23 protein-coding genes, 1 tRNA gene and 1 riboswitch are annotated in these 22,987 nt (G+C 43.6%); of the genes, 11 read left to right on the top strand and 13 right to left on the bottom strand.

Going from position 1 to position 22,987, the window contains the following annotated elements; translation table 11 throughout:
• Positions 1-19: 19 nt before the first annotated feature.
• The 11 genes from BMX56_RS00265 to BMX56_RS00215 form a co-directional block, all read right to left on the bottom strand.
• Positions 20-1,081 carry a serine hydrolase domain-containing protein gene (locus tag BMX56_RS00265; protein WP_177183672.1) on the bottom strand — a complete coding sequence of 354 codons (1,062 nt, stop codon included), beginning with the start codon at positions 1,079-1,081 and terminating at the stop codon, positions 20-22.
• A gap of 222 nt (positions 1,082-1,303) precedes the next feature.
• Positions 1,304-2,362 carry a beta-ketoacyl-[acyl-carrier-protein] synthase family protein gene (locus tag BMX56_RS00260; RefSeq protein ID WP_143065335.1) on the bottom strand — a complete coding sequence of 353 codons (1,059 nt, stop codon included), beginning with the start codon at positions 2,360-2,362 and terminating at the stop codon, positions 1,304-1,306.
• A complete protein-coding gene (locus BMX56_RS00255; RefSeq protein ID WP_090638013.1) occupies positions 2,362-3,552 on the bottom strand; it encodes a beta-ketoacyl-[acyl-carrier-protein] synthase family protein in 1,191 nt (396 codons plus the stop codon). Before BMX56_RS00255 ends, BMX56_RS00260 begins: the two co-directional genes overlap by 1 nt.
• Positions 3,553-3,565: 13 nt before the next feature.
• Complete coding sequence (locus BMX56_RS00250) at positions 3,566-3,829, bottom strand: phosphopantetheine-binding protein (protein ID WP_090638009.1); 264 nt, start codon at positions 3,827-3,829, stop codon at positions 3,566-3,568.
• 7 nt (positions 3,830-3,836) lie between these two features.
• On the bottom strand, positions 3,837-5,120 hold the full coding sequence (locus BMX56_RS00245) for an ABC transporter permease (RefSeq protein ID WP_090638004.1): 1,284 nt from the start codon (positions 5,118-5,120) through the stop codon (positions 3,837-3,839).
• Positions 5,120-5,866, bottom strand: a complete 747-nt coding sequence (locus BMX56_RS00240; protein ID WP_090641522.1) for an ABC transporter ATP-binding protein — start codon at positions 5,864-5,866, stop codon at positions 5,120-5,122. The genes BMX56_RS00245 and BMX56_RS00240 overlap by 1 nt, the downstream gene beginning before the upstream one ends.
• 2 nt (positions 5,867-5,868) lie before the next feature.
• Entirely contained in the window at positions 5,869-6,879 is a 1,011-nt protein-coding gene (locus tag BMX56_RS00235; RefSeq protein WP_090637999.1) for a BtrH-related acyltransferase DarH, read from the bottom strand.
• Positions 6,869-7,276 carry a flexirubin biosynthesis protein DarG gene (locus BMX56_RS00230; protein ID WP_090637995.1) on the bottom strand — a complete coding sequence of 136 codons (408 nt, stop codon included), beginning with the start codon at positions 7,274-7,276 and terminating at the stop codon, positions 6,869-6,871. The genes BMX56_RS00235 and BMX56_RS00230 overlap by 11 nt, the downstream gene beginning before the upstream one ends.
• 18 nt (positions 7,277-7,294) lie before the next feature.
• A complete protein-coding gene (locus BMX56_RS00225) occupies positions 7,295-8,443 on the bottom strand; it encodes a dialkylresorcinol biosynthesis protein DarB (protein ID WP_090637990.1) in 1,149 nt (382 codons plus the stop codon).
• Between the two features lie 8 nt (positions 8,444-8,451).
• The gene (locus BMX56_RS00220) at positions 8,452-9,354 is read right to left on the bottom strand and encodes a hypothetical protein (protein WP_090637985.1); all 903 of its coding nucleotides are present in this window, start codon (positions 9,352-9,354) and stop codon (positions 8,452-8,454) included.
• Positions 9,354-9,866 carry a hypothetical protein gene (locus BMX56_RS00215; protein WP_090637980.1) on the bottom strand — a complete coding sequence of 171 codons (513 nt, stop codon included), beginning with the start codon at positions 9,864-9,866 and terminating at the stop codon, positions 9,354-9,356. Before BMX56_RS00215 ends, BMX56_RS00220 begins: the two co-directional genes overlap by 1 nt.
• A gap of 312 nt (positions 9,867-10,178) precedes the next feature.
• On the opposite strand from BMX56_RS00215, the gene BMX56_RS00210 reads away from it, so the two are divergent.
• The 5 genes from BMX56_RS00210 to BMX56_RS00190 are packed head-to-tail and all read left to right on the top strand — an operon-like array spanning position 10,179 to position 13,668.
• Complete coding sequence (locus BMX56_RS00210) at positions 10,179-10,994, top strand: SDR family oxidoreductase (protein WP_090637976.1); 816 nt, start codon at positions 10,179-10,181, stop codon at positions 10,992-10,994.
• A 20-nt stretch (positions 10,995-11,014) separates the two neighbouring features.
• The gene (locus BMX56_RS00205) at positions 11,015-11,473 is read left to right on the top strand and encodes a 3-hydroxyacyl-ACP dehydratase FabZ family protein (RefSeq protein ID WP_090641519.1); all 459 of its coding nucleotides are present in this window, start codon (positions 11,015-11,017) and stop codon (positions 11,471-11,473) included.
• Entirely contained in the window at positions 11,470-12,771 is a 1,302-nt protein-coding gene (locus tag BMX56_RS00200; RefSeq protein ID WP_090637971.1) for a beta-ketoacyl-[acyl-carrier-protein] synthase family protein, read from the top strand. Before BMX56_RS00205 ends, BMX56_RS00200 begins: the two co-directional genes overlap by 4 nt.
• Positions 12,746-13,003 (top strand): acyl carrier protein, encoded by a 258-nt coding sequence (locus tag BMX56_RS00195; protein WP_090637967.1) that lies wholly within the window; start codon positions 12,746-12,748, stop codon positions 13,001-13,003. Before BMX56_RS00200 ends, BMX56_RS00195 begins: the two co-directional genes overlap by 26 nt.
• Positions 13,000-13,668 (top strand): 4'-phosphopantetheinyl transferase family protein, encoded by a 669-nt coding sequence (locus BMX56_RS00190; protein ID WP_090637962.1) that lies wholly within the window; start codon positions 13,000-13,002, stop codon positions 13,666-13,668. The genes BMX56_RS00195 and BMX56_RS00190 overlap by 4 nt, the downstream gene beginning before the upstream one ends.
• A gap of 15 nt (positions 13,669-13,683) precedes the next feature.
• Here BMX56_RS00190 and BMX56_RS00185 read toward each other — a convergent pair whose 3' ends face one another.
• On the bottom strand, positions 13,684-14,163 hold the full coding sequence (locus BMX56_RS00185) for a hypothetical protein (protein WP_090637957.1): 480 nt from the start codon (positions 14,161-14,163) through the stop codon (positions 13,684-13,686).
• Between the two features lie 380 nt (positions 14,164-14,543).
• A riboswitch (Fluoride riboswitch) is annotated at positions 14,544-14,608 on the top strand.
• A 213-nt stretch (positions 14,609-14,821) separates the two neighbouring features.
• Here BMX56_RS00185 and BMX56_RS00175 point away from each other — a divergent pair.
• The gene (locus tag BMX56_RS00175) at positions 14,822-16,201 is read left to right on the top strand and encodes a voltage-gated chloride channel family protein (protein WP_090637949.1); all 1,380 of its coding nucleotides are present in this window, start codon (positions 14,822-14,824) and stop codon (positions 16,199-16,201) included.
• 147 nt (positions 16,202-16,348) lie between these two features.
• Here BMX56_RS00175 and BMX56_RS00170 read toward each other — a convergent pair.
• Positions 16,349-16,422: transfer RNA gene (locus tag BMX56_RS00170), tRNA-Pro, on the bottom strand.
• A gap of 256 nt (positions 16,423-16,678) precedes the next feature.
• Here BMX56_RS00170 and BMX56_RS00165 point away from each other — a divergent pair.
• From BMX56_RS00165 to BMX56_RS00145, 5 genes are all read left to right on the top strand, one after another.
• Entirely contained in the window at positions 16,679-20,008 is a 3,330-nt protein-coding gene (locus BMX56_RS00165; RefSeq protein WP_090637946.1) for a DUF4175 family protein, read from the top strand.
• A gap of 1 nt (position 20,009) precedes the next feature.
• Positions 20,010-20,432: an ATP-binding protein gene (locus BMX56_RS00160; protein WP_090637941.1), complete on the top strand. Its 423-nt coding sequence runs from the start codon at positions 20,010-20,012 to the stop codon at positions 20,430-20,432.
• The gene (gene ybeY, locus BMX56_RS00155) at positions 20,432-20,863 is read left to right on the top strand and encodes an rRNA maturation RNase YbeY (RefSeq protein WP_090637937.1); all 432 of its coding nucleotides are present in this window, start codon (positions 20,432-20,434) and stop codon (positions 20,861-20,863) included. Before BMX56_RS00160 ends, ybeY begins: the two co-directional genes overlap by 1 nt.
• A 41-nt stretch (positions 20,864-20,904) precedes the next feature.
• Positions 20,905-21,420 (top strand): glutathione peroxidase, encoded by a 516-nt coding sequence (locus BMX56_RS00150; RefSeq protein ID WP_090637932.1) that lies wholly within the window; start codon positions 20,905-20,907, stop codon positions 21,418-21,420.
• A 694-nt stretch (positions 21,421-22,114) separates the two neighbouring features.
• A complete protein-coding gene (locus BMX56_RS00145) occupies positions 22,115-22,915 on the top strand; it encodes a sulfite exporter TauE/SafE family protein (protein WP_090637928.1) in 801 nt (266 codons plus the stop codon).
• Positions 22,916-22,987: the final 72 nt, after the last annotated feature.

The following is a 22,987-nucleotide window of genomic DNA, read 5'->3' as shown; positions in this document are numbered from 1 at the left end:
GAATTTATTAGTTAAAAACTCACTTACACCCCGGAATTATATACTTTACCAACAAATCAAAAGCCCGTTTGGCCTTCCAGTTATTGTAATTGCCCTGGGTAAATACAACTACCAAATCTAAATCTTTAATAATCATAATGTACTGGCCGCCATTGCCCGAGGCAAAAACAACGTCTTCTGTATAACCCTGGGTTTTTACCTTCTCATTGTACCAGTAATAGCCGTAACAAGCAGGCTGCGGAGTGGCCATTTTATTCCTGCTCAATTTAACAAACGAAAAATCGGGAATTGAAATAGTGGCTGTGGTTGACGCCCTGAGCCATTGTGCCGATACTATCCGTTTACCCTGCCAAACGCCATTGTTTTTTACCAACAGCCCCATTTTAATCATATCCTTTGGCAACAGGAAAAAGGATCCGGCAGTGGCGCCGTGCCCGGCAGGATCAACTGTCCAGTGGTAGTTGGTAATCCCCAACGGATCAAACAAATATTTTTTAGCAAAGGCCATAACAGGCATATGGGAGGCATTGCTGATAATACCACTAATGATCATTGGGTTACATGATGTATAGTTCCAAACTGTACCGGGATCGTTTTTCATAGGCAAATCCAGCGAAAACTTAACCCAATCTTTGGTTTCAACCATTTCGGTTTCGCAATCCTTACCGTCATCATCCCATTCATTACAATCAAAGCCCGATCGCATTTCTAAAAGGTTTTTGATGGTGATAAGCTGTTTCCGCGCGTCGTTGTTAGCGAATGATTTATACTCAGGGAAAAACGGATAAACCTTTTGGTCTGCATTTTTCACAAAGCCTTTATCAATAGCAATGCCCATCAGCAGGCTGGTAACCGATTTAAATGACGACCGCGAATCGTGCACCGAATCGGCCGTGTAACCGTTAAAATATTGCTCGTAAATAAGTTTGCCTCCTTTTGATATTAATATGCTGTGGATGCCGGTGTATTCCTGCTTTTCGATGGCGTGGGTCATCGAATCTAACAAAGCATGCGTTTGTGCATGTGTCCAATTGGATAGAAAGAAGAAAATGAGAGTCAAAAACTTCAATGGAGGTGGCATATTTCTGCTGATAATGGCTGATATAATGTTAACCATTCAGAGGATAAGACGCATGGGATAACGGTGCGTTGCAGGATGAATTTTAATAATTTAAAATGGATTCATTGTAGAGGCGCATAATTGCGTCTCCCGCAGGACATTCAGGATTTGTGCAGGGCCGATTTGCATGTGTGATTTGCACACGGGAGACGCAATTATGCGTCTCTACAGAAAAACGGAAATTTATGCGGGCACACTCACCAGCATACAACTATGTTGCCCAACTTTATGGGTGTTGTATATCAGTATATTTTTAAAGCTACTTGCTTCGCCGTTTCTTTTTATCATATGCTGCGGCATGATTAACGCCCCGCTAACAAAATTGCAGGCCAGCCAAAGTGCAAATGACGATGCCGTTGGATACTCGCCGCACATGTGCTTAAAGCGCGCTATCGTGGTATATTTATCAAACAAGCTATCGCAGGAAGTATAAAAAGGGAGCGAGCGCTTATCGCCATTTTCGCCGGTTAACAGCAGGTCTGGCTTTTCGCCTTCGGCAAGGTTTTCTTCAACAAACTTTTTAATGCGGATTTTAATCACCTCAACATCGGCGCTATGTATGGTAGTTATTGCTTTCAATTGCGCCATGGCGTTTTGTTTATTACGACTAACCATAAACATGGCCGCTCCTTCGCCAGACAGACTACCGTCGGTTGTAGAACTGTACATGTCGCTGTTCAGGCAATCTTCTTTCTTAAACCAGCCCGCAAGGGTATCAAGGGTATAGTTGTTAAACGAAATTTCGTCAACGCCGCCCAATAAATAGTTGCTTTGGGGGTTTTCACTCAGCAGCATGGCTGCATCAATAACCGCGTTTTCAAAAGCCAGCCCGCGATGAACGTGGGTAAGGTTATAGTTTTTGTTATTGCTGATAAAGGCTATTTGCGATGATATGGTATTGGGTGTACCCTGCACAAAACTTCCGGGTGTAAGCATATCTTCATTGTACTCAATAATCTGGTTCAGGAACTTGCCGTTCTCCTCCATTCCGCTTACCTGGGTGCCTATGATAATGCCATCGGGCTGTACGGCATCTGCAAGCAGCGGCAGGGCGGCTCCCGAGCCGATGCGGGTACTTTTACTCATCCGACGTAAAGCATTGCCTTTAAACTGCGGATAAGCAGGCTCAATGGCATACAGCTTGTTTTCAACCGAAGGGCGAAGCGTTTCAATGTCGATATTATCCCCAAAGGTTTGCTGGGGCGAAATACAGGTGGTTTTGTGGATATACAACTTCATCATTAAGCTTTTGAAAAAATTAATGATGTACAATTCCCGCCAAAACCAAACGAATTACTCATTACATGTTTTATAGTGCCGGTGTTGTAAGCCTGCACGGGCTCAAGGCCAATATCAGTTATCGGTTCATTAAAATTCAAATTAGGGTATAGTTCCTGTCTGTCGATATTCAGAATGCTGTACACCGCCTCGATAGCGCTGGCTGCACCAAGCGTATGCCCTGTAAAGCCTTTGGTAGATGCAAAACCGGGCAGGGTGTTAAACAGGCGCAGCATAGCGCGGCTTTCAACCTCGTCGTTATTCTCGGTGCCGGTGCCGTGGGCATTTATAAAGTCGATATCTGCTGGTTTTAACCCGGCATTATCCAATGCATTTTTCATAGCCAGGTACGGGCCATCGCCCTCCGGGGATAACGAAGATGGATGATAGGCATCATTGGCATTTCCATAACCGCTCACCTCGGCATAAATCTTTTTTCCTGTCGCATCGGCCTCTTTCTCTAATACTAAAAATGCTGCGCCTTCACCTAAATTAAGGCCTTTACGGTTTTGATCGAAAGGGGCACAAGGTTCATCCGAAAGAATCCGCAGGGCGTTAAAACCATTAACCGTGAATTTGGCCAGGCTATCGGCCCCGCCTACAATTACACGATCTGCCAGTCCGTTCTTAATCAGCCTGCAACCGTACATAATAGCATTTGCTGATGACGAGCATGCCGTATTCAGGGTATTAATTACTCCGGTTATCCCATAACGCGTTTGTATGTATAGGTTTACCGATGCATAATCGTATGATTTTACGTATTCAATATGTTCGGCATCGCCATGGGTATTGGCATATAACTCGTCGGTAAGGCACATGCCACCTACGGTTGTAGCACCCACAAGCGCAGTATCGGCGGCCGTTAATTCGTTTTGGGTTAACCGGGCATCGGCAATAGCTTCGTTAAACGCATGTAAGGCAAGCAGGGTAGTGCGGGTAACACCCGGTTCTGTTACGCCAAGTTTTGTTTTTAATTCCTGGGTGCCGGTCAATACTTCGCCGAAAGGCAGAAGTCCCGAATAGCGCGAAGGGAAATTGCCCCCTCCCTTAATAATTCCGGTTTTGCCTTGTACCAATGCAGTATGATTTTCAGCTACCGAGTGGCCAATAGCGCTGATCACTCCAATCCCGGTTACTACAATCCTGTCCAATTTTTATCGGTGTTTATTTTTGCCCGTTTTGCTCAATATACCTTGCCATGGTGTTCACGTCTACAAGTACCTTGCGGCCTTCCTTAGGGTCTTGAATGTTGATGCCGTACTCGCGTTTTAACAGTACTATAAGTTCCAGTGAATCGATGGAATCAAGCCCCAGGCCATCGCCAAACAACGGCTCATCGTCTTTAATGTCTGCCGGGGTAAGATCAGTTAAATTCAGGAACTGAATGATCTGAACTTTTAACTTCTCTTTTAGTTCTGTAGTTTCCATTTGGTATCTATATTAAATTCTTTCTTTTTAAACCAATAAATGTTAGCGCCTGGAATACAAATGTAATTCCAACCAACGGAATAATGCTGATAACAACATCCTTTAATCCCGCGCCCTCTAAAAATAAGCCATAATAGGCTTCAATGCACCAATGCAATGGCGATAATGAGCTTATTGTTTTTAATGCCCCCGGCATGGCAAATGAAGGCACCATAAGGCCGCCAATAGCCGATAGTATCACTATGGATACCGCTCCAAAGCCGTTTGCCTGCTCCTGCGTATGGGCAAACACGCCCACACAAATGGCGTAACTTACCGCGCAATAGCCAACGGCAACCGTTACCAATATCAAACCGAAGATATCTGCCGGTAAGTTTAACGCGGGCAAATTAATATACGGAAAAAACCATAATCCCAACGAAAAAATTACCATAGCCTGGAACAAGGTGACACACAGATAGGTGATCTGCTTAGATAACAGGCCTACAGCAAAATTAGTAGGCAATGTTTTTAAACGGATAAAGCTGCCGCTAACCTTTTCCCTCACCACACTGCCACTTAACGACATGATGATAAAAAACATGGCGAATATAGTCCAGGCGGGTACATTGTGCTGGGTGGCGTTTGGTGCGGTTATGCTGCCGCCCTTTGATACCGGCACCTGTTTTATTTCGGCCTTTCCGTTCAGCATTTCCTGTTCCAGCTTTTCGGGCATCTCCTTTTCGTTTATAGCAAAGTAGAGCGTGCGCAGGGTTTCCCGGCTTTCTACAATTTGTAAGGCGCTGGTTAAGGCTCCGTTTACCGAAAAGCGAATGGATTCGGGAATGGATGGGTTGTAATGTAAGATCAATGGCGTAGGTGCCGTCAGTTTTTCTTCTTTAGCAGAATCGGCCTGCAGGCCAAAGCTTTTCAGCGCTTTATTTGATGATGATTTGGCTTTTGCTTCAATCTTCGCCGAAAAATCGGACGGAATGGTAATGGCCAGCATGGCATCGGCGTTGTGCATGGCATCTCCAATTTGCTGTTCGTTTAATTTTGATGCTGCCTGCACCACTTTAAACATGCCAATTTTGCTGATGGTGGTTGTGAGTTGTTTGCTTAGCTTACCGGCATCATTATTAGAAACCACTACGGTGAGCTTGTTTTTGTTCATCAGCTGAAAGGTGCTGTTTTGAATAAGCGTAACCACAATAACCAAAATGACGGGCATGATAAACATGAGCGATATGCCCACCTTATCGCGCAGCAATATCCTTACATCTTTTACTATGGAGGCCCAAAGCTTAAACATTAGTTCCGGTAATCCTTTCCTGTTAAATTTAAAAACAGTTCCTCCAGGTCCTGGTGGCCATACTCTTCCAGCAAGCTATCCAGTTTTCCCTCCCTAACAATCTCGCCCTTATCAACCAGGGCTATCTGCTCGCACAGCCCCTCGGCTTCGGCTAACTGGTGCGAGGTATAAATCAATGTGGTGCCCTGTTTATTCAGCTGTTTTAAATAATCAATGATAGCGTGGCGAGTTTGTACATCCACACCAACAGTTGGTTCATCCAAAAACAAAATCTTCGGATTATGAATAACCCCTATGGCCAAATTCACCCGTCGTTTCATTCCTCCCGAAAAATTTTCAACGGCTTTGTGGCTTACATCTGTAAGCCCCAATATCTCCAATAAATCTGCCGAACGATGGGCTATCTGTTTGCGGCTTAAGCCGTACCAGGCCCCAAAAAACTCCAGGTTTTCTATCGGGCTTAATTCCTGGTAAAAGGAAAAATCCTGCGGAACAAAACCAAACAGCTTATTTACAGCCTTACTTTTGGTACCTATTTTATGCCCCAGCAATTCAACCGTGCCTTTTTCGGCAACCAGCAGGCCGGTCATCAAATTCATGAGCGTGGTTTTACCGGCGCCATTGGGCCCAAACAAGCCAAAACGTTCACCTTCGGCTATCTTTAAATTCAGGCCATCATAAGTCACCCCCGAGTTGCCCGGATAATGAAAACAGAGGTTTTCGATATTTACGGCGAGGGATTTCATGGTTACCATTTAATATTTTTCAGCAGCGTAAACGCTTTCTTTTCTATTTCGGCAATTTCTAACAAATAGTTGCCCATCACATTAAAATCTTCCTGGCTGCCTATGCGGCCTTTGTAAATACCCGCGGCCTGTACGGCGGCTGTTCGCCACATATCGCCGGCCTGGGTAAACATTTCTGACGCCTGTAGCAACACCGGGTTTGGCAAGTAATCATTAGCCTGTTGTAAAAACGCGGCATAAATATACCTGAACCCGCCGCCGCCTGTACCAATCTCTTCCTGCATACGCACCAATTGCGCCAGGTACAAGCCCGCGGTTTTAAGGCCCAGCTTGTCGCGCCAGCCTTTTATTTTATTGCCTGTATATCTTATCCCGTTTACACCAGCGAAAGGCCCGGGGATGGAGATCATGTTAAAAGCATTTTTTTTGATGCCGCTTTTAATAGCACTCCTGATCTGGTCGTCGGTAATTTCCGTTTGATTGGCAGGATAGTATAATTGTCCTTTTGGCGCCAAAGCCCCTTTGGCAAAACGCACGCGCTCCAGCTCATAGCTGGTAAGCGTTGTAGCGTGTTCCATAATAGGATCGCTAATCAGGTAATTATCCCCCTCCTTGCCAAAAACAATAAGGTTATGGGCGTTAAAATGAAAACGGTATTCCTTAGGGAAATAAGATAAATAATAAACCCCAACCTGTGCGCCAACCGGCTGCCCGGCTTCAAGGCTTTCCATTAAAGCGGCCTCGGCCTTTTCTTTGGAACTGAATTTTTTCTGTATCACCGGTATCCCCAGTGATTTACAGGTACGGTTAAATATAAAGCCGGGCATAGAGCGAAAAGCAATTGCCGGCCCATTGTTTATTTTTATTAGCGGTACGTATACAAAAAACAGCCCGGCGCCAATACCAAAAGCCAGAGGCTCGGTTATTTTGCCGTTCGAGATCTTTTTTAATAAATTACTGGTAACCCCCGATTCGCAATGTGCAGCTTGTCCGTGTTCAAAATCAATCTTCATGCACATCTATACTTTTTAGCTCGTCGACCTTTACATTAAAGGCTTCGGCATATTTTTTTAAATCCTTTTCCGATAGTTTATTAAACACACCGGGTTTCAGGTGGCGTTTTATCTGCCATTTCCAAAAACCGGTATAATCGGCTAAAATACCAAGGTCCATTAGCCGCAATTCCATAAAAAACAACAGCGGACTGGCCTCTCCATTTAAAACCCTTTGTTTAGCGTTGGCAATGCGGCCATCAATTTCCTGCCAGGCTACATCAAGCGCGGTTATTTTTACATCCCATCCGTCGCTTAGCTGGGTTACATACCTCCCGTCGCTATCGGTAGCATAGCAAACCTCCTTGGTAATTTTACCAAGCGAACTTAGGTCCTGAGGTACGTTTTCCTTTTTCATTGCAAACGGCTAAAACGATTAAACAACTGTTAGCATAGCATACATATATGAAAACCTGGAGCTTTCGGGCACCAACAGCAATATTTTTTCGCCTGCTTTTAGTTTGCCGCTGTGGAACAACTCGTTTATCATTAAATAAACAGATGCCGCGCCAACGTTACCTACGGTATAAAGGTTCATAAACCATTTTTCGTAAGGGATGCCGCCGCCATAAATCTCCACCATATCATAAATTTTCGGCCTGAAAAAGTCGCTGGAGATATGGGGTAAAAAGTGGTCGATATCCAAGGTGGTTAACCCACGTCGTTCAAAAATTTCTTTAATCTTGGCTCCGCCCAAAGGCACAATATTGTCACTCAGCAATCCAATATCCTGCTTTACACTGAAGATGGATTTATTTTTAATCTCTTCGGGCGTAAAGTCCATAAAACCTTTCAGGCTGCCATCCGGCTGTTTTTCGGCCCCCATGTACATACAGGCGTCCATCTGGTTGGCGTATGATACACCTTCAATCCAGTCAACCCGCAAACTCAGGCCTGTTTCATTTGGTTTATCGGTCATTAAAAATGCCGATGCCCCGTCAGAAAGCATCCACCTTAAAAAATCTTTATGAAACGCGATATACGGGTTTTCGGTAAGTTCCTTTAGCTTTTGCGCTTCTTCTTCAAACACATCAGATACCAGCAAGCCCGAAAACCTTTCAGACCCGGTAGCCACCGCTTGTTTGGCATCGCCAGATTTGATGGCCATAAAAGCATATTTTAAAGCATGCATCCCGGCGCAGCAAACCCCAGCCGGCGATACCACCTCAATTGCGCCAGCCTCGGGTAGCCAGCCATGCGTCATTACGCCGTGGCTTGGCATCATTTGATCGGGCGATGAGGTGCCGCATGACAGGATATCGGTTTCCTCTATTTTAGCATCGGTATTTTTAAACAGTTCCTTAACGGCCAATGCAGTCATCTCGGCATTGGTATGCGTAGCCTTTTTATTTTTATCTAAAGCATAATACCGGGTGGTTATGGCATTATTGCGCAGTACTATTTTTTTTGATTTAGAGGGTTTATTGTCGATATAACCCAGATACTGCTCCATATCATCATTTGCAACGGGCTCGTTGGGCAGAAAAGCAGATGTGGCGTTTATATAAACCTGATTAAAAGACATGTATATTTTTAATTTAGTTGTAAGTAAAAGTTCTTTTTCTCCTGGATCCTGTCACCAAAAAACGGACGTATTAAAATCATATCAACCGTTAATGCTATAGGGGCAACAATAAACAAGGCAAAAAAAAGATAATATTTAAAAGCTGCAAGCCATGCACCCTTATTTTTGCGTTTGGAAATAATTTTTGCCCAAACCGAAAATATAATCCTGGCCTTCCCTTCTATAAACATCAGGGGGTATTTAATGTTTACGGCGTCGTTGTGCATTAGCTCGTCCTGCAGGCTATCCCAATAGTCAACCATATTAAGCCTGGCCGCTATAACCCTGCCAAATTTGCTGGTGTCCTTTATTTCCTGCTCATCAACACCTGGCTTGGGGAATATATTCAGGTAGCTTTCTTTTTTACCGGTAAGCATCCAGTAAAAAATAGTAACAAAACTTATTGGGTTAAGGTGCCTGTCAACCAGGGCAATATTACCAACCAGCCTTCCGCCGGCATCCTGAATAGATTTGCGCACCCGCACAAAGGCGTTTAGCCACATATTACGGGCAGCACTGATGGTTACAACAGGCGTATCTTGTACTACTTTAATAAAGTCGGGGTGGTTAAGCAGTGAATTTGAAGGGATGCTGGGCGATAAAAACCAGGGCTGGTAACCAACAATAATCAAATCGTATTTAGTTTCCTTTAATACGAATGGTTGAATTTCGGCAGGTACGCCCAAAACACAATCGGGCATAACCCCAAAAAAGTTCGAACCTGTCCATGGAAAATTATAGCCGTTTACCATTTTTATCTCCACCTTTTCAACCGATGCCCTTGCGTCAATAATAGGCTGTGTTAACGAGTCGATGACATCACGCATTTGACCCGATTGGGTGTAGTAAATAGCTAAGATCTTCTTACTCATTATTCTGCCGGTTTAAGGTCTTCAGTGTGCAAAACTTTAGATGTTTTGGTATAATCAACTATTGCGCGCTGTACTACAGGCGACAAGGTTTTAAAGTTTTTTATTACCACAGTTTTATCCTTTTCGATATCTGTACGGTAATGCACAATTTTTGGTGCTTTTTCCTGGATAACCAAACGTAAAAAATGCAGATCTGTATTGTCGGGCTCGGCCAGCAGGGCTGTTTCCAGCTTAATTCGGCCGGCTTTAAAAAAGCTTAGCTTATCTTTTGGCTTGCCGGCAAGGCTGGCTTTTTTCATTAATAAAGCGCCCTCATAGCCGCTTTTTGTTTCGGTTCCGGCATCAGCAAATGTGGCCAGTTCCTGGTTAATTTCGTCAATATTATCGCTTGCCATTGCTTTATAAAAAGCAGCTTTTTCTAATTTCTGCGCATAAAGCGTGGTGTTACTACCCGCCATAATTATCAGCACAAAACAAACAAAAGCAATGCGCTTTTCAATATAATTCTTCATAAAGCTTACCAAATGTAATAAATATTACGTGCCCTGCAAACAGCTTTGCTCTTTACTCATAAAGCATAAGCGCAACCGTTTTTGCTTCATTTAGTTTTAAATTTTTTTAATAACTTAAACCCATGTGTCACTGTATATGATACTTTTTGCCTGTAATGGTTTAACCACGCCCAATTAATAGCGGTTGCGCCATTAAAATCCGGTTTTCTTTCGCTTACTTTGGGGTTTGAATTTTTTTCGGAAATTTAATAGCGAAATAATTTACACTATCTTCCGTACCATAAATGACAAAATTAACTATCAGCAATTTACATGGATAAAACTAAACAGTTTTCGGGTTCATGGGCTGTAATTTTAGGGGGGTCTGGCGGCTTCGGGTTTGGGGCTTTGCAAAAGCTTGCCGCACATGGTATGAACGTAGCGGTTTTGTACCGGGAAACCTCCATTACCGAAAAACCACTCAAAATAAAACTTAGCCAGATTGCTGAAGCAAACGGGGTAACCATACTGCCGTTTAACATAAATGCGCTTGAACAAACCGGGCGCGATTTATTTTTAAAACAATTTACCGAAGTTGCTGTACATAAACATTGTGTTAAGTTATTACTGCATTCAATAGCCCGGGGCAATTTAAAACCGCTGGCTACCGAATTAGAAAACGCCGACAGCACCGCAGTTCTTTCAACTGATGATATACAGGCCACAAGCTATGCCATGGCCAATAGTTTACTTGACTGGACGAGGTTGTTGCTTAACGCCGGACTTTTTAAAGCCGATGCCCGTATTATAGGCCTTACCAGCGATGGGGCGCATAAATATTGGGAAAGCTACGCGGCGGTATCTATCGCCAAGGCATCGTTAGAAAGCCTTGCAAAATACATGGCTGTTGAATTCAGCCGTTTTGGTTTAAAAACCAATCTGATACAGGCCGGGGTTACCGAAACGGCATCATTAAAAAGAATACCGGGCAGCGATAAATTAATTGAACTGGCCACTGCAAACAACCCGATGGGCCGGTTAACAAAGCCCGCAGATGTTGCAAACGTAATATATATGCTTTGTACCGACGAAGCCTTCTGGATAAATGGTGCATTGATTCATGTTGACGGTGGCGAACATTGTTTGTAACTATATTGATTTTTAAAAACATGAATAACCATATACTTAATCATTTACCATACAAATCTACTTTCCGCTTTATTGATAACATTACATCATTAAATGAAAACGGGGTTACCGGCGATTTTACGCTTAAACAGGATGCCTTTTTTTATGAAGACCATTTTGAAGGTAATCCTGTAACACCCGGCGTTATCATTACCGAAATTATGGCCCAGATTGGTTTGGTTGTGCTGGGTATATTTTTGATTATGAAAGAGCCAGACAATGATTTTACCAGCGATACATCGTTATACCCGGTGCTTACGTCAACAGATGTTTCTTTTTACAAAATGGTTTTACCCGGCCAAAAGGTTACGGTTATTTCTAAAAAACAATATTTTCGTTTTGGTAAGTTAAAATGCATTGTGGAGATGCTGAACAGCGAAAAGGAAATCGTTGCAAGGGGTACATTTGCCGGCATTATTAAACATCTTGACTTAAAATGAGCAGGCGCGTTGTTGTTACAGGTATGGGGGTGGTATCGCCAAACGGCATCGGGATCAGCACGTTCCTTGAGGCTATACAAAACGGCGTGTCGGGCATTAAATTTCAGCCCTTGTACGAGGAATTGAAATTTAGCTGTCATGTTGCGGGCAAGCCCGATTTTGTACTGGAAGATCTTAAAACCAAAAACTACATATCCGAGGTTGTTTTTCACGGCCTTAAGGGCACCAATATTGGTTATGGCCTTATGGCCGCACTTGATGCCTGGGCTGATGCCGGCCTGGAATATGATACCGACGAACCCCGTTGGGAAACAGGCTGCATTTTTGGCAACAGCGTATCTGATACAGAGGCCATGAAAAACGTAATAACCCGCGTTGATAACAAAGAAGCCAAAAAATTAGGTTCGCGTGTGGTGGAGCAAGCCATGAACAGCGGGGTTACCTCCTATGTATCGGGCCGTTTAGGGTTGGGTAATAAAGTAATTACTAACTCGGCGGCATGCGCTACCGGCACACAGGCTATTTTAATGGGCTACGAAACCATTAAAGATGGCTACGCCAAACGAATGCTGGTTGGCAGCAGCGAATATGTTGACACCTATGTATTTGGCTCGTTTGATTCTATGCGTGTGTTATCCCGTAAATATAATGATCAGCCCGAAAAGGCATCAAGGCCGATGAGTATATCGGCGGGTGGCTTTGTACCGGGCTCCGGTTCGGCCGCCCTTGTTTTGGAAGACCTGGAATTTGCTTTGGCCAGGGGCGCAAAAATTTACGCCGAGGTTTTGGGCGGCTCAACCAATAGCGGCGGCCAGCGCATGGGCGGCTCCATGACGGCGGCTAACCCGCAGGGTGTTATCAAATGCATTGAAGATTCCATAGCCAACTCCAACATCAGCCCTAATGATATCGACCTCATTAGCGGCCACCTGACTGCCACCAATGCCGACATGCAGGAAATTCAAAACTGGTGCAAAGCGCTTGGCCGGGGCGGTGACGATTTCCCGCTGATGAATTCGCTTAAATCGATGATTGGCCATTGCTTAAGCGCAGCGGGATCTATCGAGGCTGTGGCATCAATATTGCAAATGGAACACGGGTTTGTTCATCCTAATATAAACCTGGATGATCCGAATCCCGAAATAGGCAACTACATCAATTTAAACCGTTTGCCTGTTTCGATAGTCAAAAAAGACATCAATATCGTTGCTAAAGCTAATTTTGGCTTCGGCGACGTCAATTCCTGCTTAATATTTTCTAAATTTAACCCTAATGACACGACAAGAGATTTTAATTGAACTAAAAAAAGTTTTATCGCCATATACCCTTGATAAAGAAGCCCTGGCCGGCATAGACGAAAATACCGACCTTATTAAGGACCTGAAAATCAATTCGGCCAATCTTGTTGACATCATTATTGATGCGGAAACTAAATACAATATCGAAATAGATTACGATGCTGCTGATAAAATGGTGAACGTGGGCGGCTGTATTGATGTGATTGAAGAAAAGACTAACCAGCAAACATGACAATAAGCGCCGGTAATGATATTGTAGACCTCCAGGCCATCGACACCGCGCGGACAAGCGACCCCAGGTTTTACAGCAAATTCATTACCGGCCCCGAAATTGAATTACGCAGCCTGCCCGAACTGGCTGATATGCCAACTGAGCGTTTTGTGTGGCTTTTATGGTCGGTTAAAGAGTCGGTTTACAAATTTGAACAAAGGCATAACCCCGGGCTTGTTTTTTCTCCCTCAAAAATTATTGTCGGGCATATTACCCCCGTTTTGAGCATGCCCCTCGCCACCAACGGGCCAATTGAAGGTAAAGGGTTTGATGAGCAGCCCTGCTACAAAAGCACCATGGCTTTTAACCAACATACGTTTTATTCCCGGTCGATAATTACCAACCGTTATATCGTAACTGTAGTTAACAACAGTGATCATTTCGAAAATATGTACTGGGGTGTTAAGCCGATTGACAATAGCAGCCCCGCATATCAATCAATACAAGTACGGGAATTTATCATAAAAAAACTCGGTGCTTTTTTTGAATCCAACCAGCTGAATATTATTAAAACCTCGTCAGGCTGCCCTGTTTTGCACGATGGATTGGCCGAAACAACCATACCTGTTTCATTGGCGCACCATGGCCAATATGTGGCTTATGCATTCCATTTAGCCGGCGCATAGGATGCTGCCCGGCGCTCAATTAGCTAATGCTTCTAATTTTTTGATATCTTGATAACAAATGTATAATGGGATAAAACCGAAAATGCCAAAACAACAATCAATGCACCGCCAATAAATGGGGATACCACGTATAGGCCCGGCAATAAACGCCAGCGGAAAAACCATAACGCAGGCTATCATTCCAAACTGTATTATCCAGATATTTTTTACCGGATTATGCAGGGGGCCGATAAAAACCATGGCGATAACCAGGTGCCCAAATGCCAACCAATCGGTGCCATAACTTAAGTAAGGGTAGTTTTGATTGGTTGTTTTTACGGCCAGGTAAACCTGTGCAATCCAATTGTGCATAAAAGCGGGGAATATATTCACACCGGCCAGGAAAGCCAGCTCCGTTTCTATCGGGAAAGCGGTTACGCCGCTTAATACCAGCCCTATAATAAATACAATGATCCAGGTTTTTACTTTTTTGCGTAGTTGAGGTTCGGTTTGCATGATGGGTGTGAATTTAAGATTATTCAGACCGAAAACGCCGTGCTAAATCAGCAAAAAAACGTTTTTGCCCGGAAATTAAACGCACACTTTCCATGCCGTTACAATGCGTATATCTTTATATAGTGTACCGGCAGGGCAAACGCATCTGATTGGGTTAACATAACTTAACATATTTTGGATGTTTTTTAACATAAATATTTGACAATAAGTGCTTTATGTCTTACCATGGTTAACACTAAACCGATTGCGCAATTTAAGCGCCTCCAAATATTTGTGCCTGGTGTTGGCTTGATATACCTGAAGCGGCAATACAATATGGAGGCGGGATTTCCAGCGAAAATTAAACTTCAAGCTGAGACACTCCCTCTTTTTATTATATTTGTTGCAAAGGAAATGGAGTCTTCCTACTCAACCGCCCTAAAAAGCTGATGGCGCCTGCGTTAATTAACCCGTGGAACGATATTCCGCGCTAATTTTTTGCAGGTGAAAATTTTTCAGATCAAATCCCAGTCAAAAACAGGCTGCTGCTCACGGCCCGTATTCCCTTTGTATAACATATCTGCGCATCAACAGGTAAGCATCAATGCTATTATGGTGTTGTTTTGCTCCATCGTTTACAATCCATCAATTTTAAAAACTAAATTAGCATCGCTATAAAATGAACGATAACCTTTTTACGTCCGAACATTTTTCGATAGTGAAAAACCTGCTGAGGTGGACACTTATCATCATCCCCATCGCCATAGTTATCGGCAGCATGGTGGCTTTGTTTTTATGGCTGTTGAGCTGGGCAACACATTTCCGGTTTGCCCATACTTACCTTTTATATTTATTGCCTGTTGGGGGCGTTGCCATCCATTTCATATATAAACTGGCCGGAAAATCGGCAGAAAAGGGAAACAACCTCATTATTGACGAAATCCACCAGCCCGATTGCGGTGTGCCCAAACGGATGGCGCCGGTAGTATTGCTTACCACGGTTATCACCCATTTATTTGGCGGATCGGCCGGGCGCGAGGGTACGGCGGTACAAATTGGCGGCAGCATAGCGCAGGCTTTTGCTAAATGGTTTAAGCTAACCCCGGCCGATACCCGCACCATACTTATTGCCGGCATAGCCGCGGGCTTTGGCGCTGTATTTGGCACGCCTGTTACCGGGGCCATATTTGCTATGGAGGTTTTAACCATTGGCCGCATACAATACAATGCCTTGCTGCCCTGTTTAATGGCCAGTATTATTGGCGATGTTACTGTTGCCGCCTGGGGCATTCACCATACCGCTTACCATATTGATGTTTTTGCAAACGTGCCGCGCTGGTACGCTACTTATACGGCCTTTGATTTTTTATTGCTGGGCAAAATCGTTTTAGCTTCGGTAGCGTTTGGCCTGGCCAGTTACCTGTTTGCTTACCTGGTGCATGGGCTAAAATCTTTTTTTGGAGCAATCGTTCCAAAACCATGGCTCGTTCCCGTCCTTGGCGGATTGATCATTATTGGCCTTACCATCCTGTTGGGCAAACCAGATTACCTGGGCCTCGGGGTCGACCCTGAACATACCGGCGCAATCACCATACCATCGGCATTTAAGGTGGGTGGGGCCGATACCTGGAGCTGGCTGTGGAAAACCATATATACAACCGTTACCCTTGCAAGCGGCTTTAAAGGCGGCGAGGTAACGCCCTTGTTCTACATCGGGGCAACCCTGGGCAATACCTTATCGGTTTTAATGGACGCCCCGGCCGGCCTTTTTGCTGCCCTGGGTTTTATAGCGGTATTTGCCGGCGCAACCAACACCCCGCTGGCCTGTACTTTTATGGGGATTGAACTTTTTGGCAGCCAGTATGCATTGTTTTTTGCAGTAGCTTGTTTTACGGCCTATTTTTTTAGCGGGCACACGGGCATTTATGGTTCGCAACGCATTGGCATTGCTAAAACACCGGGCCGCTACGCCGATGCAGCAACGCTGGCCGAAGCCGATAAACGCAGGCGGGGATATATGCGGCAGAAATTGGCAAAGTATAGGTTAAAGGGAAAATAGCGTTGGCGGGGTTGTTCGTGGTTTTGTACTGTAGCGTCGGTTTTTATAACCGTGTTTGGGAAACACAAGGGGTCAACAAACAAAAAAGAGCACATCATATAAGGCCAAAACCACCTATGATATGCTCTCTATTGCTTCTTCTTCAAGTCGGGATGAGAAGATTCGAACTTCCGACCTCCAGCACCCCATGCTGGCGCGATACCGGGCTACGCTACATCCCGAAATAATGTAGGGAGTGCAAATATATAATTTGCAGATTTAATTCAAAACTGTAAATTAAATACAATCCCTTTTCCGTCAAAAGAAACGCTGCCAGCCATTCTGCAACGCGGCTAAAGGGGTTTCGGCCATTATATTGTTAAATATTATAACGTTGCTTTTTATTCGGCTTTGATTTTTTATCTTAACACCCTCGATAAATATAATATCGCCAATATTTTCCGTTTAATTATGTATTTGATACTTTAGCGCCGAACTATGTCAGCTGCCGGGAATTATGAATTACTCATTGAAAAGATAAATATCTTTATAAGGAAGTATTATTTTAATAATTTTTTGCGTGGGTTGATATTTTTGGGCGCCGGCCTGTTTAGCGCTTATGTTATAATTACGCTGAGCGAATATTTTGGAAATTTTAATATTCTTTTCCGCACTATCCTTTTTTATTTTTTTATCCTGCTCAACGCGGGCCTGGTATGCTGGCTTATATTGCCGCCGCTGTTATCATGGCTTAAATTGGGCAAGTCGTTAAGCCACGACGAAGCCGCCGAAATTATAGGCAAACATTTTCAGGATGTAAATGATAAGCTGCTGAACACCCTGCAGCTAAAAAAACTGGCCGCGGGCGATGAAAACCACCGCGCGCTTATCGAAGCCAGCATTAATCAAAAAATCGAATCATTAAAACCTGTGAGCTTTCCATCGGCTATCAACATCCGCGAGAATGCTAAATACCTCAGGTATATCCTGGTGCCGGTTGCCGTTATCGTGGTTATCGCATTGGCCGCCCCATCCGTATTAACCGAAAGTACCAAAAGGCTCATCAGGCATAATGAGTATTTTATACCTGCTGCGCCCTTTAAATTCAATCTGCTCAATAAAACCCTTTCGGCAGTTCAAGGCGATGATCTGAAGCTGGAGTTGAGGCTTGATGGCGATAAATTGCCAGCTGATGTATATGTAGAAACCGCCAACAACACATTTAAGCTTGATAAAGAGAATATCAGCCGCTTTCATTATCAATTTACAAATTTGCAGCAAAACACCAAATTCAGGCTCATTGGCAATGGTTTTACATCGGCGCCGTACGAGATTAAGGTAAGCCAGAAACCGGCTTTACTTCACTTTGATGTGGAATTAAATTATCCCGCCTACCTGCATAAAAAAAACGAAACATTTTTAAATGCCGGCGATTTGGTAATACCCGCAGGAACGGCCGTCAGGTGGCTGTTGCATACCCAATATGCAACCGGGCTACGCTTTTTTATGGACAATGAACCACGCCTGGCCATAGCCGGCGGTGCCGGATTATTTGAGCATAGCGAAAAAGTTTACAAAAATGCCACCTACAGCCTTACCCCAATAAACATCCAGGTAAGCCACACCGACCCGGCCACTTATCATATTAACGTGATTTTGGATGAGCCGCCGGTAATAAGTGTTGAAGAGAAGCCCGACTCGGTAAGTATGAAATCGTTATATTTTAATGGTAAAATTCAGGATGATCATGGTTTTTCTGCTTTGAGTTTCCATTACAATGTACAATCACCCGGCAATAGCGGCAATCCAAAAACGTTTGTAAAACATGTGGCGGCCGATATGGCACAAGCGCAGGCCGATTTCTTTTATTTTTGGAATTTAAAAGATATGGGCATTAAGCCGGGCGACCAGGTTACCTATTTTTTTGAAGTGGCAGATAATGATGGCATAAACGGGCCCAAAAAAGCCCGCACCCCCGAACGCAGCCTTCATGTACCGGATGCCAACGAAGTAGCGGAGCAATTGAACTCGGGTACGCAGGCCATCAAACAAAAAATGCAATCGGCCATTAAATTGGCCGGGCAGGTTGAAAAAGAGTCGCAGAAGCTGAACCAGATGCTGCTGAACAAAAACACCCTTTCGTTTGACGAAAAGAAACAGGTAGAAGATTTGCTGCAAAAACGAAAAGACCTGGAAGACCTTGTGAAGGAAATAAAGGACGATAACAAAAAAAATCTGTACAACCGCCAGGAAAGTCAGCAGCAAAATGAAGAGATACTGGCCAAACAAAAACAAATTGAAGATTTATTTAACAACGTACTTGATAAAAAAACAAAGGAGCTTTTGCAAAACCTGCAACAACTGCTAAACGAACAACAAAAAGATGCCACCCGTGATGAATTGTCTAAAATGCAGATGGACAATAAATCGCTAAAAAAGGAACTTGACCGGATGCTGGAGCTGTATAAAAAGCTGGAGTTTGATCAGAAACTAAACCAGCAGATTGATCAGTTGAACAAACTTGCTGATAAGGAACAAAAGCTGTCTGAACAAACACAACAACAGGGTGCCGATAAAAAACAATTGCAGCAGGAGCAGGATAACCTGAAAAAGGAATTTGACGATGTAAAAAAAGGATTTGACGATCTGCAAAAAACAAATGAACAAACCGAGCACAAAAGCGATTTTCAGAATCCCGAAAAGGAAACACAAAGCATAGCGCAAAAAATGGAACAAAGCGCCGGCGATTTACAAAAAAACGATAAAAACAAAGCCAGTAAATCGCAAAAGCAGGCTGCTGATGAAATGAAGGATTTGGCCGGCAAGTTACAGCAACAAGACCAGGAGGGCGAAAGCAAAGAAAACGCGGTTGATGCCCAGCAACTACGCGAGTTGTTGAAAAACCTGGTAAACAGTTCATTTAGCCAGGAAAAGCTGATGCAAACACTAAAGACTACCAGCCCCACAGATCCGGCTTACGTTACCCTGTCGCAAAGCCAAAAAGATATTAAAGATAACCTTAAAACGGCCGAAGATAGCTTGTACGCACTTAGCAGGCGCATCCCGCAAATTCAATCAACCGTTAATACCGAGATAAGCAGCATAAACACCCATATAGACCAGGCCCTGGATAACCTGGGCGACAGGCGCACGGCCGAAGCCAACCGCAACCAACAATATGCCATGACATCCATGAACAACCTTGCCCTGATGTTGAGCGAAGCGTTGGACCAACTGCAAAAAATGATGAATAAAAGCAAAAGCGGCAAGGGCAAGCCGCAGTCAATATCACAACTGAATAAAATGCAACAGCAGTTAAACAAAAATATGCAAAAAGCACGGGAGCAAATGCAGCAACAGGGCAATAAACCAGGACAGAGCCAACCCGGGCAAGGCAACATGAGCGAACAATTGGCCCGCATGGCGCGCCAGCAACAACAGATAAGACAACAGCTGGAGCAGATAAATCGTGAAGAAAATAACAATGGTACAGGTAAATTAGGTAATTTAGATAAAATTTCGCAAGAAATGGAACAAACTGAGCGAGATCTCGTAAACAAGAAGATTACAGACGAGGCGTTAAAGAGGCAACAACAAATACAAAGCCGGTTATTGGAAGCTGAAAAAGCGCAACAGGAGCGTGAGCAGGATCAGCAGCGAGAAAGCCAGGCCGGCAAAAATATACCTCCGGGATACATAAAAGCGTTGCAGGGTTACCAGCAACAACGGGCAAAACAGACAGAACAGGTAAAAACAGTATCTCCGGCACTTAATTTGTATTACAAGCAAAAAATTAAATCTTACTTTGATCAACTTAATGCCAAATAATATGGAACAGGCAAATGTTCAAACCGGCGAATTATTCACGTTACAGCTACCGTCGAACCCGGAGAGCATAACGCAGCTTGAAGCGCTGATAGAAGAGATTGCTGATAAATACCATGTTGCAGATGATACTTTTGCCAACATGATGACTTGCTTAAACGAAGCCGCTATAAATGCTATTATACATGGCAACAAACTTGATGCAACCAAAAAGGTAATTATTAATGCCGATGTTGCCCCCAAGCGCGTTATATGGACGGTTACCGACGAAGGTGAAGGCTTTGATTATAATCACCTGGCCGACCCTACAGCGCCAGAAAACCTGGAGAGCCTTACCGGCCGTGGCGTTTTTATTATTAAACACCTGGCCGACCAATGCATTTTTAACGCAGCGGGTAACGAAATTGAACTACATTTTAAAATATAATGCCCGCCATCAGTTTTTTTGAAGAAGACATTAAATATAAGCTAAAAAACAAAGCCCTTGTGCGCCAGTGGATTAAAGAAACCATTGTTGCCGAGGGTTTTAAATTGAAAGAGCTAAACTACATTTTTTGCTCTGATGCCTACCTGCTTACGCTTAATCAGCAATATCTTGATCATGATACCTACACCGATATCATCACTTTTGATAACAGCGAGGTTAAAGGCGATATTGTGGGGGATATTTTTATATCGATAGAGCGCATCCGTGAAAACGCCGTTAAGTTTGGCCATTCAGAAACAGAAGAGCTTCATCGCGTAATTATTCATGGCGCATTGCACCTGTTAGGCTATACAGATAAAAGTGTTGTTACAAAGAAAAAAATGACACAAAAAGAGGATGAGTATTTAGCTAAGCGTAGTTTTATTGGCTAATTTTACCTGCATATTTGTTTAACCATCAATTATTTAAAACCATGAAATTACTTTCTTTAATATTGGGCTTCGTTTTGATGACGACCGCTCCATCGTCGGTTTACGATTTTAAACTGAAAACTATCGACGGGGATAACTTTTCGCTTGCCAAATACAAAGGCAAAAAGGTATTGATTGTAAACACAGCCTCAAAATGCGGCTTTACCAAACAATACAAAGATTTAGAAGCATTGGCCGAAAAATACAAAGGCAAATTGGTTGTAGTTGGCTTTCCTGCAAATAACTTTGGTGGCCAGGAACCTGGGACAAATCAAGACATCAAGACCTTTTGTCATGACAATTTTAACGTCTCTTTCCCAATGAGCGGAAAAGTTAGCGTATTAGGTTTAGATATCGACCCATTGTTCCAATATCTTACAACAGCACCGAACCCTGATTTTACAGGCGACATTAAATGGAACTTCGAAAAGTTTTTGATCGACGAAAATGGCAAACTCATCCACCGTTTCAGGTCGGCAACCACGCCAATGTCTGAAGATATTACCAAATACCTTTAATTAGATTTTAGATATAACTGATATTCCAGGGGCCCCGGTTTTACCGGGGCTTTTTTTTATCCGCTGCCGGGGCCCGTGCTAAATTTTTTGCGAAATTAAAGGGCTTCTGCCTTTAACATATTCCCGAGCTGTTTACTACTTATACCTAATGCTGCCCGGGGACCCCGGAGAACGCTATTCATCGATATAAAAAGGGCATCCACCGATATTAGTATGCGGATGGAAACGTTTTAGTCTAATTTCAGCGCTGAAATTAAAACGGTTAATTTAATAGTGCATGAATAAACTACTACTATAATCCCAAAGGGAGGTTTGCTTTGGCAAATCATCATACTCTTGTCGTTCTTTACTTGTTTCTTCATACTTGTTAAGAAGATACTTTCAGTTAATAGTTAATTAATCAGCGCCTGCTCGGAGTGCGGCGCTTTTTATTTTTCCCGGCCTGGTTAATTTACTATAAAACCGGGGTCGGGCTATCGCATGTTGGCAACCCATAGTATCCGGCACCTTTTAACCGCAAATAAAATAACCCCTTTTCGATTTACCCCCTGGTTTGAAAATATCATTACCTCTTTGCGTCCTATCCCGGAAGCATATCGGGATTGCATTGGAAAAAATAAAAATCCGTGGTGACATAAGTCACCGCAGCAGGAGGGCAAATCATTTACTTTTGTGTTAATAATTAGTTTTAAACATGCACGCTTTCGCTTACCTCGCATCTGCTTTAATCGGAATTTCGCTTGGCCTTATTGGTGGGGGCGGCTCAATCATGACGGTTCCGGTGCTGGTTTACCTTTTTGGTGCCAGCCCGCTTTTGGCCACCTCTTACTCCCTGTTTATTGTTGGCTCAACCAGTTTGGTTGGCGCTTTTACCAACTACCGCAAGGGACTGGTGAATGTGAAAACAGCGTTGCTTTTTGGTTTAACATCTATCAGCACGGTTTTTATCGCCCGTAAGTTCCTGTTGCCCTTAATACCCCATAACATTTTACAGATAGGTTCATTTCAGCTCACCGAAAATATCCTTACCATGGTGCTTTTCGCGCTGTTGATGGTGGCCGCGGCAACAGCAATGATTAAAAGCGGCAGTAAGACGGAAGTGCCACAAAACACGGGCGAAAAAAAAAGCAACATTACCAAACTTTTACTTTATGGTATAGCCATAGGGTTGGCCACCGGCTTCTTAGGGGCAGGCGGCGGCTTTTTGCTTATCCCAACCCTTGTTTTACTGGTTGGCTTGCCCATGAAAGAGGCTGTTGGTACCTCGCTGCTCGTTATCGCCATGAATTCGCTGATTGGTTTTACCGGCGACCTGGGTCATTTTACTATAGACTGGGCATTTCTGATAAAAATAACCGCGATAGCCATCGCCGGCATATTTGCAGGCGGCTTAATTAGCCACCGGGTTGATGCCAACAAATTAAAAAAAGCCTTTGGCTGGTTTGTATTGGTAATGGGTATTTATATACTGGCCAAAGAACTGTTTTTTAAGTAAATTTAATGCGGCGGTGACTTTGGTTACCATCTGTTTGCGTACGAAACCGCAACTTTGTTAAAGTATAAAGAA

This window comes from Mucilaginibacter sp. OK283, assembly GCF_900110415.1.
GTDB lineage: Bacteria > Bacteroidota > Bacteroidia > Sphingobacteriales > Sphingobacteriaceae > Mucilaginibacter.
The sequence above is the reverse complement of the archived record's forward strand: the minus strand, read 5'-3'. Positions and strand labels throughout refer to the sequence as shown.